This is a genomic window from Desulfovibrio sp. TomC (assembly GCF_000801335.2).
Classification (GTDB): domain Bacteria; phylum Desulfobacterota; class Desulfovibrionia; order Desulfovibrionales; family Desulfovibrionaceae; genus Solidesulfovibrio.
In genome coordinates this window covers 20197-35982 of sequence record NZ_JSEH01000011.1, presented here as the reverse complement: position 1 = coordinate 35982, position 15786 = coordinate 20197, and the positions used below count along the sequence as shown (strand labels likewise).

At 64.1% G+C, this 15786-nt stretch carries 15 protein-coding genes; 12 read left to right on the top strand and 3 right to left on the bottom strand.

Going from position 1 to position 15786, the window contains the following annotated elements:
• The first annotated feature begins 212 nt into the window (after nucleotides 1-212).
• The 6 genes from NY78_RS11940 to NY78_RS11915 all read left to right on the top strand — a co-directional run bounded on the left by NY78_RS11940 (nucleotide 213) and on the right by NY78_RS11915 (nucleotide 5254).
• Nucleotides 213-1058, top strand: coding sequence for a 4-hydroxybenzoate octaprenyltransferase (locus tag NY78_RS11940; RefSeq protein WP_043636130.1), 846 nt, complete (start codon nucleotides 213-215; stop codon nucleotides 1056-1058).
• Between the two features lie 9 nt (nucleotides 1059-1067).
• Nucleotides 1068-1457, top strand: coding sequence for a rhodanese-like domain-containing protein (locus tag NY78_RS11935; protein WP_043636127.1), 390 nt, complete (start codon nucleotides 1068-1070; stop codon nucleotides 1455-1457).
• Nucleotides 1458-1554: 97 nt separating this feature from the next.
• A complete protein-coding gene (locus NY78_RS11930) occupies nucleotides 1555-3183 on the top strand; it encodes a glycosyltransferase family 4 protein (RefSeq protein WP_231583973.1) in 1629 nt (542 codons plus the stop codon).
• Nucleotides 3180-4322 (top strand): glycosyltransferase, encoded by a 1143-nt coding sequence (locus tag NY78_RS11925; RefSeq protein WP_043636109.1) that lies wholly within the window; start codon nucleotides 3180-3182, stop codon nucleotides 4320-4322. The genes NY78_RS11930 and NY78_RS11925 overlap by 4 nt, the downstream gene beginning before the upstream one ends.
• Nucleotides 4323-4350: 28 nt before the next feature.
• A complete protein-coding gene (locus NY78_RS11920) occupies nucleotides 4351-4674 on the top strand; it encodes a hypothetical protein (protein ID WP_043636106.1) in 324 nt (107 codons plus the stop codon).
• A gap of 10 nt (nucleotides 4675-4684) precedes the next feature.
• Nucleotides 4685-5254: a WbuC family cupin fold metalloprotein gene (locus NY78_RS11915; protein ID WP_043636104.1), complete on the top strand. Its 570-nt coding sequence runs from the start codon at nucleotides 4685-4687 to the stop codon at nucleotides 5252-5254.
• A gap of 288 nt (nucleotides 5255-5542) precedes the next feature.
• Here the strand turns inward: NY78_RS11915 and NY78_RS11910 are convergent, their stop codons facing one another.
• Nucleotides 5543-6799: a diguanylate cyclase gene (locus tag NY78_RS11910; protein WP_043636101.1), complete on the bottom strand. Its 1257-nt coding sequence runs from the start codon at nucleotides 6797-6799 to the stop codon at nucleotides 5543-5545.
• Nucleotides 6800-7006: 207 nt separating this feature from the next.
• Between NY78_RS11910 and NY78_RS11900 the strand changes: the two genes are divergently transcribed.
• Nucleotides 7007-9580: a PAS domain S-box protein gene (locus NY78_RS11900; RefSeq protein WP_043636097.1), complete on the top strand. Its 2574-nt coding sequence runs from the start codon at nucleotides 7007-7009 to the stop codon at nucleotides 9578-9580.
• A 58-nt stretch (nucleotides 9581-9638) separates the two neighbouring features.
• On the opposite strand, the gene NY78_RS11895 is transcribed toward NY78_RS11900, so the two are convergent.
• Nucleotides 9639-10298, bottom strand: a complete 660-nt coding sequence (locus NY78_RS11895; RefSeq protein ID WP_047960167.1) for a M15 family metallopeptidase — start codon at nucleotides 10296-10298, stop codon at nucleotides 9639-9641.
• Nucleotides 10299-10485: 187 nt separating this feature from the next.
• Between NY78_RS11895 and tpx the strand changes: the two genes are divergently transcribed.
• The 3 genes from tpx (at nucleotide 10486) to ychF (ending at nucleotide 12880) form a co-directional block, all read left to right on the top strand.
• Nucleotides 10486-11001 (top strand): thiol peroxidase, encoded by a 516-nt coding sequence (gene tpx, locus NY78_RS11890; RefSeq protein ID WP_043636096.1) that lies wholly within the window; start codon nucleotides 10486-10488, stop codon nucleotides 10999-11001.
• A 40-nt stretch (nucleotides 11002-11041) separates the two neighbouring features.
• Nucleotides 11042-11671: a YajG family lipoprotein gene (locus tag NY78_RS11885; RefSeq protein ID WP_043636095.1), complete on the top strand. Its 630-nt coding sequence runs from the start codon at nucleotides 11042-11044 to the stop codon at nucleotides 11669-11671.
• A gap of 102 nt (nucleotides 11672-11773) precedes the next feature.
• Nucleotides 11774-12880, top strand: coding sequence for a redox-regulated ATPase YchF (gene ychF / locus NY78_RS11880; protein ID WP_043636094.1), 1107 nt, complete (start codon nucleotides 11774-11776; stop codon nucleotides 12878-12880).
• A 178-nt stretch (nucleotides 12881-13058) separates the two neighbouring features.
• Here the strand turns inward: ychF and NY78_RS11875 are convergent, their stop codons facing one another.
• Nucleotides 13059-13724: a precorrin-8X methylmutase gene (locus NY78_RS11875; protein WP_043636087.1), complete on the bottom strand. Its 666-nt coding sequence runs from the start codon at nucleotides 13722-13724 to the stop codon at nucleotides 13059-13061.
• Nucleotides 13725-13874: 150 nt separating this feature from the next.
• On the opposite strand from NY78_RS11875, the gene NY78_RS11870 reads away from it, so the two are divergent.
• Both NY78_RS11870 and NY78_RS11865 read left to right on the top strand, forming a co-directional pair.
• A complete protein-coding gene (locus NY78_RS11870; protein ID WP_047960166.1) occupies nucleotides 13875-14648 on the top strand; it encodes a DUF4198 domain-containing protein in 774 nt (257 codons plus the stop codon).
• Between the two features lie 9 nt (nucleotides 14649-14657).
• Nucleotides 14658-15197 carry a carboxypeptidase-like regulatory domain-containing protein gene (locus NY78_RS11865; RefSeq protein ID WP_043636085.1) on the top strand — a complete coding sequence of 180 codons (540 nt, stop codon included), beginning with the start codon at nucleotides 14658-14660 and terminating at the stop codon, nucleotides 15195-15197.
• Nucleotides 15198-15786: the final 589 nt, after the last annotated feature.

Below are 15786 nucleotides of genomic sequence, written 5' to 3'. Positions count from 1 at the left end.
TTTTGGCAGGCGGCACTCCGGCAACATCTTGGGCGCTTGCCCGGCAAGGTGTTTCGAAGCGTTATACGAAATGCAGGTGAAACAGAGCTTCCCCTTGCAACCCCTTGAAAGTTTTTGGGGAGGGTGGGGGTCTGGGGGAGGGGACCCCTTTTTTCCAAAAAGGGGTCCCCTCCCCCAGGTCTTCCTCCCTCCACTCCACAGGAGCATTGCATATGATCGGGGCCTTAGCGCGGTTGGTGAAGATTGAGCATTCGGTATTTGCCTTGCCGTTTGCGTATATTGGCCTGTTTGTTGCGGCCGGCGGCTGGCCGGGCTGGCGTCCGTTTGTGCTGCTGACCGTGGCCATGGTGGCCATGCGGTCCTATGCCATGGCGGTCAATCGCTTGGCCGATGTGCGCTATGACCGGATCAACCCGCGAACGGCGGGCCGAGAACTGGTCACGGGCGAGGTTGGCTTCCGGGCGGCCTGGGCGTTCACGGCAGGCTCGGCCGTGGTCTTTGTGGCGTCCTGCGCCGGCTTGAATACGCTGTGTCTGGCGTTGGCTCCGGTGGCCCTGGTCTGGGGCGCGTTGTACAGTCTGACCAAGCGTTTCACCTGGCTGTGCCATTTCGTTTTGGGTTCGGTGCTGGGTCTGGCCCCGATTGCCGGCTGGCTGGCGGTCCGGCCGGAATTTGCCTTGCCGGCGCTGTTGTTCGGCTGCGGCGTGACCTGCTGGGTGGCCGGGTTCGACGTCCTGTATGCCTGCCAGGATGTGGACTTTGACCGCAGCCAGGGGCTGCATTCCATACCGGCAAAGTTCGGCGTCGGCACGGCCCTGGCCCTGGCCGCCTTTGCCCATGTGGATGCGGCGTTGTTTTATCTGCTGGCCGGCTATGCCGCCGGGCTGTCCTGGGTGTACTATGTGTTCTGGGGCGTGTGTTCGGCCGTGTTGCTCGTTGAGCACCGGCTCATTTCCGAGCACGACCTGTCCCGGATCAATGTGGCTTTTTTCACCCTAAACGGCATTATCGCGGCGCTGTTGGGGGTTGGGACGCTGTTGGCGGTTTTTTTACGGTAGGAGGCTGGCATGAAGGGACTGGTGCTCTTTCTCGTCCTGTTTTTCGGTGTCTGGGATCTGGTCTGGCTGCTGGCCGGCGTGGTCCAGACGCCGCCGTGGCGGCTTCGCCGGCAAATGGGGGAGAAGTCGCCGCAGCTCCTGGACGTGCGCACTGCCGGGGAATACGCCCTGTTTCACATCCCCGGGGCCATAAACCGGCCCGACGCCCTGGTCGTCCCCCCGGCGGCCCTGGGGCTTGATCCGAACCGTCCGGTGGTGGTGGTCTGCATGACCGGCCATCGCTCGCCCTTTGTGGCTCAAAAACTGGCGAAAGAGGGCTTTGACGCCTCCAACCTGACCTGGGGCATGCTTGGCTGGTTTGCCTCCTTTGGCAAAACCACCGCCGGCTCCACCCCCTAGCAATGCCGCCTCCCTTTTGCCCTGTCGAGGGGTCCGGGGGGATCATCCCCCCGGCGGGTCCAGGGCAGCGCCCTGGCGGAGAGGTGCAGGAGAGGCAGTGCCTCTCCTGCTGGGGTCTGGGGCAACGCCCCAGCCTGTGGACGGGCGGGCGGGGTTGGCCTATGGTGCGCCCGGCGGCCGGGAAGCCGCTCTAAGAGTTATGACGCCGATTATCGTGCTTTTTATGGCCGCGTTGGGCCTGTCGCTGTTTCTCACCCCCGTGGCCCGGTGGGTGGGGCGGCGTTTTGGCGTTCTGGCCATGCCCGAAGCGCGCAATATTCACGCCTCGCCCATGCCCCGAAGCGGCGGGCTGGCCTTGTTCCTGACTTTTTTCGCCTGTCTGGCCCTGGCTGGCTGGGTGTTGCCCGAGGCCGCGACAGCGGTGCTTTTTGATCGCACCATGTGTTTTGTCCTGGCGGGCGCGTGTCTGATTTTTGCCGTGGGCTTTGCCGACGACAAATGGACGCTGCCCTCCAAGTTGAAGCTCGCGGTCCAGGTGGCGGCGGCGTCCATCGCCTATTATGGCGGCGCGCGCATTGCGTCGTTTGCCCTGCCGGGCTTGTTCGTCATCCAGTTCGACATCTCGTCCTATCTGGTGACGGTCTTCTGGTTTGTGCTGCTGATAAACGCCATCAATCTTATTGACGGCTTGGACGGTTTGGCGGCCGGGGTGGTCTTTTTTGGCAGCGGCGTCCAGGCCGTCTTGGCGCTGATGCGCGGCGAACCGCATACGGCGGCGCTTTTTGCGGTCTTGTCCGGGGCGACGCTTGGGTTTTTGCGCTACAATTTCAATCCGGCCAGCCTGTTTCTTGGCGACGGCGGCAGTTATTTTCTCGGCTATATGCTGGCGGCCTTGTCGGTGTCCGGTTCGGTCAAGAGCCAGGTCGGGGCCACGCTCCTTATGCCGGTCATTGCCCTTGGCGTGCCGCTGCTCGACACCATCACCGCCCCCTTGCGGCGGTTCATGCGCGGCCGGGACATGTTTGAGCCGGACAAGCGCCATGTGCATCACAAGCTTTTGAGCCGGGGTTGGTCCCAGCGGAAGGTCGTGCTGTTTTTGTACGGCATCACCATTTTTCTGGCCTTGTCCGCCCTGGTGCTGGTCAATTTGCGCAATGCCCCAGCCGGCGTCTTTTTGCTGGTTGTCGGCGCGGCCCTGGTGCTCTTGGTGCGAAAAGCCGGCTATTTCAGCTATTTTGCCGTGGACAAGATTTTCGGCTGGCTGCGCGACGTGTCTGATGACACCGGCATTGCCCGAGGTCGGCGGACGTTTCTGCACTATCAGATCGAAATTTCCCAGTCCCGGGATCTGGCCGAGTTGTGGACGCGCATGACCGAGGCGCTGGAGCATCTGCGCTTTGACCTGGCCGAGATGGTGCTGTCCGGGGCCGGGACCGGGTCGTGCCGGATTGCGCCGGACCTGCCTGGAGCGGCCGGCACGGATGGGGTCCCGGTGTTCCGGTGGCGACGCGAGGGCGCGGCCGCCTCGGACCGGGAGCTGTTGTGTTCGCCGGCGGTGATGAAGCTTGAACTGCCGCTTCTGGCCAAGTCCGGCCAGCCGCTGGGGGCTTTGTGGCTGGTCAAGGACGTGGCAGCCGATCCGCTCAATGAATTCACCCTGCGCCGGGTGGAGAATCTGCGCCGCACCGTGACCGCTGCCCTGGAGGGGCTGGCTGTCTCGCCATGAGGGTGCTCCAGGTCGGCAAGTTTTATCCGCCGGACCCGGGCGGGGTGGAGACGGCCAGCCGGCAGACGGCGGTGGCCCTGGCCAGCCTGGGCATAGCCAGCGAAGTGCTCTGTTTTGCCGGGCCGGGACCCTATGACGACGCCGGCGGGCTGGTGCCGGTGACCCGGGCTCCGGTGCTGGCCACCCTGTCTTCCCAGCCGGTTTCCCTGGCCTATATCACGGCGCTTCGGGCCATGGCCCCGCACTTTGACGTGTTCCACGTCCATTGCCCCAATATTTTGGCCGCCCTGGCCCTGTATCTGGTCCGTCCCCGGGGCAAGGTCGTGCTCCACTGGCACAGCGACGTCATCGGCAAGAAGGCGCTTTTGGCCCTGGTCCGCCCCTTGGAGACCTGGCTGTGCCGTCGGGCCGATCTGGTCATCGGCCCCACGGCCGTCCATTTGACGGCCTCCGACCGGGCCGGGGAGTTTGTTGGCAAGGGGGCGGTGGCGCCGTTTTGCGTGGACGAGACCATGGCCGGGCCGAAGCTCGCCGATCCGGCCGGCGTGGCCGCCATCCGGGCGCGTTTTGGCGGACGTCGCCTCATTTTCGCCCTGGGCCGGCTGGTGCCCTACAAGGGCTTTGCCGTACTGGTGGAGGCGGCCAAGTCCTTGCCTGAGGAGGCGGTGGTGGTCATCGGCGGCGGCGGTCCCCTGGCCGGGGCGCTTGCCCGGCAGATCGAATCGGCCGGGCTTGGCGAGCGGGTGGTCCTGGCCGGGCGCATCCCGGATGCGGCGCTCTCCGATTGGTTTGCCGCCTGCGATATATTTTGCCTGCCGTCGGTTGCGCGGGCCGAGATGTTCGGTATTGTCCAGCTGGAGGCCATGGCCTTTGGCAAGCCGGTGGTGTCCACGGCCATTGCCCGGTCGGGCGTGCCGGCGGTCAACCGCGACGGGGTGACCGGGCTTCTCGTGCCGCCGGGCGACGCTGCGGCCTTGGGCGCTGCGTTGGTCCGGCTCGTTGGCGATGCGGCCCTTTGCCGACAGTTGGGCGCGGGGGGGCTGGCCGCCGTGGCCGGACCCTATTCCCCGGCCGCCGTGGCCCAGGCCCTGGGCCAGGCCTATGCCTGTCTGGACAGGGGCGCGTCGCCAGGGCTATAAGGCGGGCAAACCCCTAAAGGAGTCTGCCATGTCCGACCAGAAATGCGCCTGCCCGTGCGCGTCGTATGCCCCCATGACCTGGATTGCCGGCGCGCTTGGCGCTTTGTTTGTCCTTTTCATGTTCTTCGAGGCCACCACCATCCGCTGGTGGATCATGCTGCCCATCGCCATCATCAGCCTGTATCTGTTCCACGTGCAGCGCGGCCAGACCTCCGGTTGCGAGAAAAGCGCCTGCTGCTGGGGTTTCTGGCTGGTCATCGCGGCCGTTGTGCTGCGCGACATGTGCCTGTCCGGCCAGCTTGTGGCCGCCTATTGCCGCCTGACTGCGGCTGGTCTGCCGCTGCACGGCTAGCGGAGCCGCTGTGACCCTGCCGCATTATCGCCGCATCGGCCCCGGGGCCACCGAGTCGGGCCACGACCGGTTTGCCGTGGTCGATGCGGCCTTGCTGGCCCAAAAGGCCCGGGATGCGGCTGAAAGTCCCCGGCTGCGGGCGATGCACCGCTTCCACGCAACCGACGCCGACAATCCCCATCGCATGGTCAACACGCTGCAACCCGGCAGCTATGTGCGTCCCCACCGGCATCTGTCGCCGGCCAAGTCCGAGTCTTTTGTGTTGCTGGCCGGGAGCCTGGGGCATGTGGCTTTTGCCGACGACGGCAGCTTTGGGGCCGCGGACTGCGTGGTGTTGTCCCGGGAGTCCGGCCTCCTGGCCATCGATATCCGTCCCGGGGTCTGGCATACCGTGTTTGCCCTGGTTCCGGACACGGCGGTCTTTGAAGTCAAGCCCGGTCCGTATCTGGCGGTTGACGACAAGGATTTCGCCGTCTTTGCCCCGGCCGAGGGCGACGCAGCCGCAACGGGCTATTTGCAGCGGCTGGAGGCCCGGTTTCGGGAGTTGGTCGGATTGCCAAAGCTTGGCTGGAAGGGGTGACCGTGCGACCCGGCGGCCGGAGCGGGTGCTGTCCGAGTATCGGGGTTGGCGTGTGTCGGGTCACGAAATGCGTTTGTGCGATACACAGGACAACACGCAAGAATAGTAACGTTTTAAACTAGACTATCGTATGTTTTCTGGGACGCCGCACGAGTCGACCGGACAGCCTGCCAGCGCCATGAACCCCTTGAAAAAGTTCTCCCGTTGAGGGGTCCGGGGGGATCATCCCCCCGGTGGGGTCCGGGGCAAAGCCCCGGCCGCCGGAGGCCTCTTCCCTTTCAGGCGAAATTATTCAGCCCAGAGGACGCGATTGCGGCCGCTTCGTTTGGCCTTGTACAGGGCGGCGTCGGCAGCGGCCAGCATGGCGTCCACCGAGGCGTGGGGTTTGTCGCAGATGCCAAGGCTGATGGTGACGCCGACGGAAGCCTTGCCGGCCTTGGCCTTGGAGCGTTCGATGCTGTTTCGCAGATCGTTAAAGACGTCCATGGCCTGCTCGCCGGCCAGCCCCCGGGCCAGGACGCAGAATTCCTCGCCGCCCAGGCGGGCCACCACGTCATGTCCCCGGAACCGGTTGGCCAGACCTTGGGCCACGTGCTTGAGCACCTCGTCGCCCACGCCATGGCCGTAGGTGTCGTTGACTTTCTTGAAATGGTCGATGTCGATCATGGCCAGGGTCATGGGCGACTCGCCCCGGCAAAGTTGATCGTGGAGCGCCTTGGCCGCGTCGAAGAAATGGCGGCGGTTGTACAGGCCGGTCAGGGGGTCGCGGATGGAGGTTTCGCGCAGCTTTTGGATGTATTCGAGCATCTCCAGGTTCTGCGTCACCCGGCAATAGAATTCCTCGCTGGAAAACGGCTTGTTGAGAAAGTCGTTGGCTCCGTTTTTGATGAAGCGGGCCGACAGGATGGTGTTGCCGTAGGCGGAGATGCCGATGACGGCCAGTTCGTCCTTGCGGTGCAGCCGCCGGATGCGCCGGGTCAGTTCCACGCCGTCCATGCCGGGCATGAAGTAGTCGGTGATGACCACCCGGATTTCCGGATGGCGGGTGAGGACGTCAATGGCCCGGTCGCCGGTGTCGGCCTCGTGGACGATGAATTCATGGGCCTCAAGCAGGCGCATGAGATGGCGGCGCACGGTGGAGGAGTCGTCCACCACCAGGACCTGGATGAATTTATTCAGTGAAATCCGGCGGACCAGGGAGCACAGGTAGTCGAGGCTGTCCGGGGATTCCTTGGAGACGTAGTCCACGACCTTTTTTGACCAGATGCGGTCGCGCACCTCGGATTGGACATCGCCGGTGAAAACGATGGACGGGATGCCCTTTTGTATAACGTAATCCACAATGCGGCCATCGGCGGCGTCAGGCAGGTGCAGGTCGAGCAGGGCGACGAAGTAGTTGTGGTTGTCGGGATTCTCTTCGATAAGGTAACGGGCTTCTTCAAAGTTGGAGGCCCAACAGGCATCAAAGAAAAGTTCGTCCTCAATCTTGCGGATGAGAATGCGGGCAAAGACCTTGCTGTCTTCAACAATGAGGACTTTTTCCATGTGCTACAACCAATGGAAAGGCTGGACACTCGTGAGCTTAATCTGATCCCGGAGAAAAGGCCAGAGACAGACGATGGTATTTTCTATTGATCCGGAGCAGGTGGGCGTCCCGGCCGGGCTGGCGGTGTCTTTTTTTTGACGGTTGGCTGTCTCGTTGCGTATGCGGATGTCGCGGATGAACACGAACTCGCAAGGAATGATGCCGTGATGCCGGTTTCCCCCATCCATCTGGCTGCGTCCCTGGCCCAGGAAGGCAGTCTGGTTCTGACCCGGGAGCCGTCGCGTACCCTGGTCGAAGGGCTGGCTGTGGGCGTGGCGGTCTTTGATGCAAGGCGACGGTTGTTGCGCGGCAACAGCCTGGCCCGGGAAGTCCTCTCGCGCGGCGCCGAGAAGAGCTGCCACCGGCTGTTGCGCGGCTATGCCGACCCCTGCCCTGATTGCCCTCTGGCCACCGGCCAACCGGCCGCCACGGCAGCGGTGGCCTGCGTGGGGTTGGGAGAGGAAGGCTGGGGGGGCGTGGTGAGCGTGTTTGAGATGCCTGCGCCGTCTGGGATGGACCTTGATGTCATGCAGGTTCTAGAGCACACGCCGACAGCCGTTTATCTGGTGGATCGGGAATTTGTGGTGCGCTACGTCAACCGGGCCTTTGTGCGGCTGCATGGCTGCAGCGCCGCCGATTTTCTCGGTCGCCCTCTGAGCCAATGCATTGATTCGAAAGTATTTGCCCGGTTCCAAACATCGGCGCTTGGGGCCATGGCCACAGGCATCGTCAGCGAGGAGGAGATACAGCTTTGCCTGGACGGCCGGGAAGGCTTTTTTCTGGCTGCCCGCATTCCCTTGTCCCTGGGCGGGGTGGTGCAAGGGTTGTGCGGGATGCTCACCGACATCACCGATCATAAAACGACCGAGCGGGAATTGAGTGAAAGCCGGCGGCGGTATCAGGCCATGGTCGAGGACCAGACCGAGCTGGTGCTGCGCCTTGATCCGGAGCTTCGCCAGGTGTTCGTCAACAGGAATCTGGCCGCACTGGCGGGGATGCCGGTGGAAGCGCTTGTGGGGAGGAGTTTTGACGAGCAGTTGCCCCCGGCCGAGGCCGGCATCATGCGTCGCCGCCTGCTGGCCCTGACTCCCCGCAAGCCGGTGTGTGAACTGCGCCATGCGTTGATGCTGCCCTCGGGCGAGGTGCGCCGGTTGAGCTGGACGGTGCGGGCCATCTTTGACGAGGCCGGGCGCATCGGTGAATATCAGGCCATGGGCCGGGATGTGTCGGCCTACTGGCACATGGAGCGGGAGCTGCTTCGCAGCGAGGCCAAGTACCGCGACATTTTCGAGCACTCCGCCGAGGGCATTTTCCAGTTTGAGCCAAGCGGGGCCATGGCGGCCTGCAACCCGGCCCTGGCCCGCATCCTGGGCTATCTCTCACCCGGGGATGTGGTGCGGGAGCAGGGTGATTTTTTCCAGCGGATATTGCTTCGGCAGGAAGATCGGTTGGAGTTTTTGCGGCTGTTGGCCAGAAACGGCCGGGTCTATGATTTCGAGCTGCCGGTCATGCGGCGCGACGGCCGCACGGCCTGGTTGTCCCTCAACGCCCGGGCTGTCCTCGACGAGGCCGGCCGGCTGGACCGGGTGGAGGGAGCGGCCCGGGACATCACCGACCGCAAGCGGGCCGAGGGGGAACGGATGCTCCTGGTTTCGGCCGTGGACCAGAGCGCCGAGGGCTTGGTCATTGTCAGCCGGGATTTTCGGTTGGAGTATGCCAATCCGGCCTTTGCCCAGATCGTGGCCGGCGGCCAGGGGGCGGTTGGGCGCGAGGAGTTGGAAGGACTCCTTGCCCCGTTTTTGAGCGAATCCGTGCGCAAGATGCTGGCCTTGGGGCTGCGCTGGTCGGGGCGGCTTCGCCTGACGCGGCCGGATGAGGCCGAGGTTGTGGCCGAAGGCCTGATCTCGCCGGTGCGCGACAGCGACGGGGAGGTGGTCAACCATATCCTTCTGGTGCGCGACATGACCTACGAGTTGGAACTCGAACGGCGGCTGCGGCAGTCGGAAAAGCTCGAAGCCATCGGCGTGCTGGCCGCCGGCGTGGCCCACGATTTCAACAACATCCTGACGCCGATACTGCTCAATACCGAAATGATCCTGTCCGATATCGTCCCCGACCACCCGCTCTTTAGCCCGCTTAGCGATGTGGTGCGGGCCTCGGAGCGGGCCAGGGATCTGGTGCGCCAACTGTTGATGTTCAGCCGCCAGGGAGAAATCACGGTGTCGGAACTGCCCATCGGGCCGCTGGTCAAGGAAACGGTCAAGCTCATCCGGGGCATGGTGGACGCCCGGGTGGAGGTGCGCCAGATTGCGCCTGACGCACCGCTTTGCGTGCGGGCCGATCCGGCCCAGATCCATCAGGTGCTGGTCAACCTGTGCCTGAACGCCGCCCAGTCCATGCCCGAAGGCGGCGTCATGCACGTCGGGTTGGCTGCCGTGCCCGCGCCGCCCCGGCCCGAAAGCGGCGTCATTGCCGCCGGGATGCCCCTGGCCCGCCTCAGTCCCGGCCCCTACGTGCGGGTCTGGGTGGCCGATACCGGCTACGGCCTGGCCCCGGACATCGCCGAGCGCGTGTTCGAGCCGTTTTTCACCACCAAAAAGCCCGGCCAGGGCACCGGCATGGGCCTGGCTGCCGTCCACGGCATTGTCAAAAGCTGTGGCGGTGCGGTGCTGCTTTCGAGCACGCCCGGCCAGGGCAGCCAGTTTACGGTGTACCTGCCCCTCGTTACCCGCCCGGCCTAGGGCTGGGTCCATGATTTATGGCGCGGGTATTTGGGGCAGCACCTTGAAATAGTTCAGCTTAGTTGAGCGGCACGTCCAGGAGCTCGTAGCCTTGCCAGCCCGGGCCGTCGAAATGCCACCATTCGCTCGGCAGCGGATCGAATCCGGCCTTGGCCATGGCCGCTTCCAGGCGCTTGGCATTGGCCCGGGCCGCCGGGTCGCCGCCGGCATAGTCGCGCCGGGCCTTGTCGGTGAAGTCGTCAAAGCCGGACGGCATGGGCAGTTCCTGGCCGGCGGCGTCCACCAGGGTCAGGTCCACGGCCGCGCCCCGGTTGTGCTTGGAACCTGTGGCCGGCTTGCCGTCTTTTTCCACCGGCTTGGCCACCCAGTCCTCGTTTGGCACCAAGGCCCAGAACTTCTTCTGGATGGAAAAAGGCCGATAGCAGTCGTAGACTTTGAGTCCCAGGCCTTGGGCCTTGAGATCGGCCTGGGCCGCGACCAGCCGTTTGGCCACGTCGGCGCGCAGGAAGCAGCGCGGGGCCGGATACACGGCCACATGGGTGAAATTGTCCGGGGTGGCGTAGCGGATGTCGAGCTTGATATCCGGGGCAATGGCGGTGATGTCGACCAGGCCGGCCTCGGCCGGCGTGGCCTGGGCCATGGCCGGGACAGCCGGGGCGAGGAGGGCGGTGGCCGCAAGGGCGGCCAGCAGCCAACGGGAAAGGCGGCAGGTGGGCATGGGAGGACTCCTTTTGGGGGGTACAATGCCTGCTGCCCGACTGGTGTCAATATCGTGGGAGGCATATTTTCCTGCGTGGTCTCACTGCCGCCCGATCTATCGGGTTGACGTTCAATCCTTGCGGGGCCATAAGAGCCTAAGGTCACCTCTTTTGCGGCGGCCCATATTACCCAGGAGGAACGCGCCTATGAGCGAGCGCACCGGTCTTATTACCTTTCTTGGCGGCGGCCTGACCCTGTCCGGCGCCCCGGTCGGCGTTGGAGCCGCAGCCCCGGATTTCACCGTCCTGACCAACGAACTGGCCCCGGCCAAGCTGGGCGACTTCACGGAAAAGGGACTCATCCTCATTGCCGTACCGTCCCTGGATACGGCCGTGTGCGATCTTGAGGCCCGCAAATTCAACAAGGAAATGGCCAGCCTTGCCGGCAAGGCCAAGGCCCTGGTCATCAGCATGGACCTGCCCTTTGCCCAGAAACGCTGGGCCGAGGCGGCCGGCGTCACCAACATCGTGACCCTGTCCGACCACCGCGACGCCTCCTTCGGCCTGGCCTACGGCCTGTTGATCAAGGAACTGCGCCTGCTCGCCCGGGCCGTGCTGGTCCTTGGGGCCGACCGCAAGGTGGCCTACATGGAGCTTGTCCCCGAGGTGACCCATGAGCCGGACTATGCCGCCGCCCTTGCGGCCTTGGGCAAGGTCTTGTAGAGACGGCCTGTCCGCCCAAGAGGCGGTCGCAGGTGCGACCATGAATACTGTTTCCTCTCGGTGCCGACGCCTGCGGGCGTCGGCCCTTTTTGCGGCTCTGGCCCTGGTGGTCCTGATTGCCGGCTGTGCCGGCCAGCAGGCCACGGTGACGCCCTCGGTGGTTGTCGAACCTGAAGCCCTGGGCCGCGGCGTGGAAGTCTCCACCGTGGTCAAGGATGCCCGGCCAAGCGCCGAGGTGGGGTTGTGCAACCCGGCCTCGTCCATGAGCGGCAAGCTCTCGACGGCCTGCGATCCGTCGCCGGCCATGCATACTGCCGTGGAAAAGGGCCTGCGCGACAAGGGGTTCACCCCGTCGCCGGCCCGGGAATCGGTGGTGCGCACCCTCACCGTGGAACTGGCCGAACTGGCCTACAAGCCCCGCCAGGAAGGGACCCAGCTGGCGGCCCGGGCTGTGGCCGTGGTCAATGTCACGGCGGATAACAACGGCCAGAAGCTGACCCGGCGCTATGAGGCCGAAACGGTCTGGAAGCTGCCGGCCGAAGGGGTCGAACCGGAGTTCGACAAGCTGTTGAGCATGACCGTGTCCAAGGCCTTAAGCCGCATGGCGTCCGATTACGAGCTGATCCATTTCATGGAAAAGACCATCCTGCGCACGCGGGAAATCAAGTAATCCGGCCCGGACCGCCGCGCGCGGTCCGGGTTATTCCGTTTCAAACGGCCGCCAGACGGCCCCATCCGGCGGTTCCCTCCGCCGCAAAAGGATCACCGCCCCATGGCCCTTTCCGTCGGCATCGTGGGTCTGCCAAACGTCGGCAAATCCACGCTTTTTAACGCCCTGACCAAAGCCCAGAACGCCCAGGCCGCCAACTACCCCTTTTGCACCATCGAACCCAACGTGGCCGTGGCCCCGGTGCCCGATCCGCGTCTGACCGCCCTGGCCGAACTGGTCAAGCCGCAGCAGGTGCTGCCGGCCACGGTGCGCTTCACCGACATCGCCGGCCTCGTGGCCGGGGCCAGCAAGGGCGAGGGTCTGGGCAACAAGTTTCTGGCCCACATCCGCGAAACCGAGGTCATCATCCACGTGGCCCGGGCCTTTGAAGACCCGGACGTGGTCCATGTCTCCGGCTCGGTGGACCCGGCCCGGGACATCGACGTCATCGACACCGAGCTGATTCTGGCCGACGCCCAGATCCTGGAAAACCGGCTCGACCGGATGATCAAGCAGACCAGGGCCAGCAAGGACCGCGATCTGCTTGAGAAGGTCGAGGCCGGCAAACGCCTGCTGGACCACCTCATGGCCGGCAAACCGGCCATTTCGGTCGAGGGCGCGGACACCCCGGGCATGATCGCCCTCATTGAGGAGATTCGTCCGCTTTCGGCCAAGCGCGTCATCTATTGCGCCAACGTGGCCGAGAACGACATCGGGAAGGACAATCCCCTGGTGGACAAGGTGCGGGCCGTGGCCGAGTCGCGGGGCGCTGAGATGGTGGTGGTGTGCGCGCGGATGGAAGAGGATCTGGCCGGGCTTTCCGACGAGGAGCGCCTGGAATTCCTCGCCTCCTACGGGCTGACCGAATCCGGCCTGGACCGGGTGGTGCGGCTGGCCTACCACACCCTTGGCCTGATCAGCTTTTTCACCGCCGGTCCCAAAGAGGTCCGGGCCTGGACCATCACTGCCGGCGTCAAGGCCCCGGCCGCTGCCGGCGAGATTCATTCCGACATCGAGCGCGGTTTCATCCGGGCCGAGGTCATCGCCTTTGACGACTACACCAAGCACCTAACCGAGGCCAAATGCCGGGCCGCCGGCGTCCTGCGCCAGGAAGGCAAGGACTACGTCATGGCCGACGCCGACGTGGTGCACTTTCTGTTTAACGTCTAGTTTGTTCGATGCCGCCGCCCGTCCAGCCATGGGGTTGGACGGGCTTTTTTTGGGGGCCGGGAGTTGCACTCCTGCGCAATTGACGGCCAGACGATACGATCCATCCGCATGACGTCTCCCCAGGCGGGTGCCGAGGGGAGGACGTCCTCCCCCCGGCGCGTCCGGGCCAGCGCCCCGATCAGGCCTTCTCTTCCCCCGCCTCACGCAACAAAATAGCCAAGGCATTGACCGTGGCCCCGGCCAGGGCCGAGCCGCCTTTGCGCCCTTTGATGGTGATCCAGGGGAAATCCGCCCGGGTCTGGAGCAGGGCCTTGGATTCGGCGGCATTGACGAAGCCGACGGGCATCCCGATGACCAGGGCCGGGGCCGGCGTGCCGCCGTCGATGCGCTTTAGGAGGCGCAGAAGCGCGGTCGGGGCATTGCCGATGACGAAAATGAGCGGTCCCGGCAGATCCAGGGCGAAGTCCACGGCCAGGGCGGCCCGGGTGGAATTGGCGGCCTTGGCGGCCGCTACGACAGCCGGTTCGTTCATGAAGCAGCGCACGGTGCAGCCAAAGGGTTCCAGACGGCGCGGCGGGATGGCGCAGCGGGCCATTTCAGTGTCGGTGATGATCGTCGCCCCCTGGTCCAGGGCGGTCAGGCCGGCTTCGACCGCGCCGTCGGAAAACCGCACGAGGCTTGGCAGTTCAAAGTCGGCGGTGGTGTGGATGAGCCGGCGCACGATGGCCCAGTGGGGGCCGGAAAAGGGCCGCGGCTCTGGGACCTCGGCATCGATGATGGCCAGGGATGCGGCTTCTATGGCTTCCGGGGCGGTAATGGGCAGGATGCGGGTTGTTTCGGGCATGGGCCACCTCTTGCGGGCATGATAGACGGCATCGGCCGTTGGGCCAAGCCGGGAAGCAGGATATTTTGAGTTGACAAGTAGCACGAAATTTAATTTAAGACGAAATAGCAACTATGTAATTTTATAAATAGATCGAGAAAAGAGGATGACATGAATAAATTGACGACGGCTACGCTGTGCGCCGGGGCGCTGGTCCTGGCCCTGGTCGGAGTGGCGACGGCTCATGAAACCGTGATCAAGCCCGGGGCGGCGTCGACTGTTCCTGGCAAGGCGGTGCCATTTGGGGTGCATTCGGCCCATGTGTTCATTGAAAGCGAGGAGTTGGAAACGCCGGCGGATGTCCAGGCGTTTGTCTTTGTCGATGGCAAGGCCGTCCCGGTGTCGTTGGCGGCCGATCAAAAGGCATTGACCTTTACTGGTGAGGCGACCTTTGCCAAGCCTGGAACCGGGATTATCCTGGTCAACCGGCTGCCGCAGGTCTGGAGCCTGACGCCGGAGGGCATGAAGAAAGGAACGAAAAAAGAATTGCCGGGCGCGACCAGGAGCAATCTGTACGAGAAATTTGCCAAAGCCCTGGTGGCGGTTGGCGACCAGACGGCCGGGTTCGACACGGTGGTCGGCCAGCGTCTGGAACTGGTGCCTCTGACCGATCCGGCCACGGTGGCGGTCGGGCAGGACCTGGCCGTCAAGGTGCTCTACGACGGTCAGCCGACCCCGGCCACAGTGCTCGCCACCTATGACGGCTTCACCAAGAACCCCAACACCTACGCCTATTACACCGAGACCGACGATACCGGGGCGGCCAAGGTGCGCATCACGCATCCGGGATTGTGGCTGGTGCGCACCGAGATGAAAGGCGCGCCGGCTGATGGGGCGGTCGATCAGGAAGTGTTGCGTTCGACCCTGACCTTTTTTGTGAAGTAAGGTGCAACAATGTTCCGGATGCTTGTGGTGTTGACGTTGGCGGCGGCGGCGACTGTCTGGCACCCGGTTGCTGCGGCCGCCCATGGCGTCGGCTCACGCGAGGCGGACCCGGGTGTGGCCCGGGCCATGGTGTTTCTCTACGCCGATGGGGACCCCATGGCTTTTGCCCAGGTCCAGGTGACCGGCCCGGATGGGGCGGTCTACCAGAGCGCCCGTACCGACGGTCGGGGAGGCTTTGCCTTCCTGCCGTCGGGGCGTGGCCTGTGGCAGGTGGCCGCTTCCGACGGCCAGGGGCATCGGGCCGTGCGGAACGTGACGGTGGAGCTTGGGGCCGAGAAGGCCGACGGGACCGGGCCGGTTGGGGCGCGGGGAGGGCCATCGGCGACTTTGGCTGCGGGCGTGGCCGGGGCTGGCGCGGCGGGCGCGTTGGGGACGAGTGCCGGCATCGGTCCGGGCTGGCGGGATGTCGCCCTGGGCCTCAGTCTGTTGGCCAATCTGGCCCTCGGGGCGAGGTGGTGGCGACGCCGGGCGTCCTGTTCTCCTTATTAGCGCAAAAAGCCTTTCAACTTCGCGAGTTGGCTCAGTCTTGCGGGAAAATTGCGACAATCTCAATTTTGATCTTGATTCTTAATTTCAATTGATCTAGAAGCGATTCCAACACGTCGACGCAAACCGACGGTACGGGTGGCCGCCACAACCGGTGGCGTCTGGACGCGGCCACCGGCCCGATACCCAGGCAAGCCGGCCGGGACCTCTCCCGGCAAGCCATAGATCGCATCCCACACAACCTCCACAACCCTCCAACCAACCCCACGACAGCGGCCGGAACTTGTGCAAGTTCCGGCCGTTTGTTTTGTTGGGTAAAATGTGGTAAGTTGAATTATTCATTTAGTTAAGCACTGCAAAAGTAATGGTCTGGCAACGATAATGGCAAAGGAGTGGATGATACTTTAAAGTGATGAAGTTAGCTTTGTTGCCGGAATTTGTAACGGTGGGAAAATGTGCCGCAAATAGTTGTCTGAATTTGTTGATTTTTAGTTTGGAGCGCAAATACAGCATTCTCCCGTTTTATTGTATCCGCCAAATGCGATGCAGGGTCCAGTGTCTGAGGTTATCCTACAATATTGATACCCTTGTG

Coding starts and splice junctions, on each gene's coding strand:
- NY78_RS11940 (WP_043636130.1), top strand. CDS start 213: ATGATCGGGGCCTTAGCGCGGTTGGTGAAGATTGAGCATTCGGTATTT.
- NY78_RS11935 (WP_043636127.1), top strand. CDS start 1,068: ATGAAGGGACTGGTGCTCTTTCTCGTCCTGTTTTTCGGTGTCTGGGAT.
- NY78_RS11925 (WP_043636109.1), top strand. CDS start 3,180: ATGAGGGTGCTCCAGGTCGGCAAGTTTTATCCGCCGGACCCGGGCGGG.
- NY78_RS11920 (WP_043636106.1), top strand. CDS start 4,351: ATGTCCGACCAGAAATGCGCCTGCCCGTGCGCGTCGTATGCCCCCATG.
- NY78_RS11910 (WP_043636101.1), bottom strand. CDS start 6,799: ATGGAAAAAGTCCTCATTGTTGAAGACAGCAAGGTCTTTGCCCGCATT.
- NY78_RS11900 (WP_043636097.1), top strand. CDS start 7,007: ATGCCGGTTTCCCCCATCCATCTGGCTGCGTCCCTGGCCCAGGAAGGC.
- NY78_RS11895 (WP_047960167.1), bottom strand. CDS start 10,298: ATGCCCACCTGCCGCCTTTCCCGTTGGCTGCTGGCCGCCCTTGCGGCC.
- tpx (WP_043636096.1), top strand. CDS start 10,486: ATGAGCGAGCGCACCGGTCTTATTACCTTTCTTGGCGGCGGCCTGACC.
- NY78_RS11885 (WP_043636095.1), top strand. CDS start 11,042: ATGAATACTGTTTCCTCTCGGTGCCGACGCCTGCGGGCGTCGGCCCTT.
- ychF (WP_043636094.1), top strand. CDS start 11,774: ATGGCCCTTTCCGTCGGCATCGTGGGTCTGCCAAACGTCGGCAAATCC.
- NY78_RS11875 (WP_043636087.1), bottom strand. CDS start 13,724: ATGCCCGAAACAACCCGCATCCTGCCCATTACCGCCCCGGAAGCCATA.
- NY78_RS11870 (WP_047960166.1), top strand. CDS start 13,875: ATGAATAAATTGACGACGGCTACGCTGTGCGCCGGGGCGCTGGTCCTG.
- NY78_RS11865 (WP_043636085.1), top strand. CDS start 14,658: ATGTTCCGGATGCTTGTGGTGTTGACGTTGGCGGCGGCGGCGACTGTC.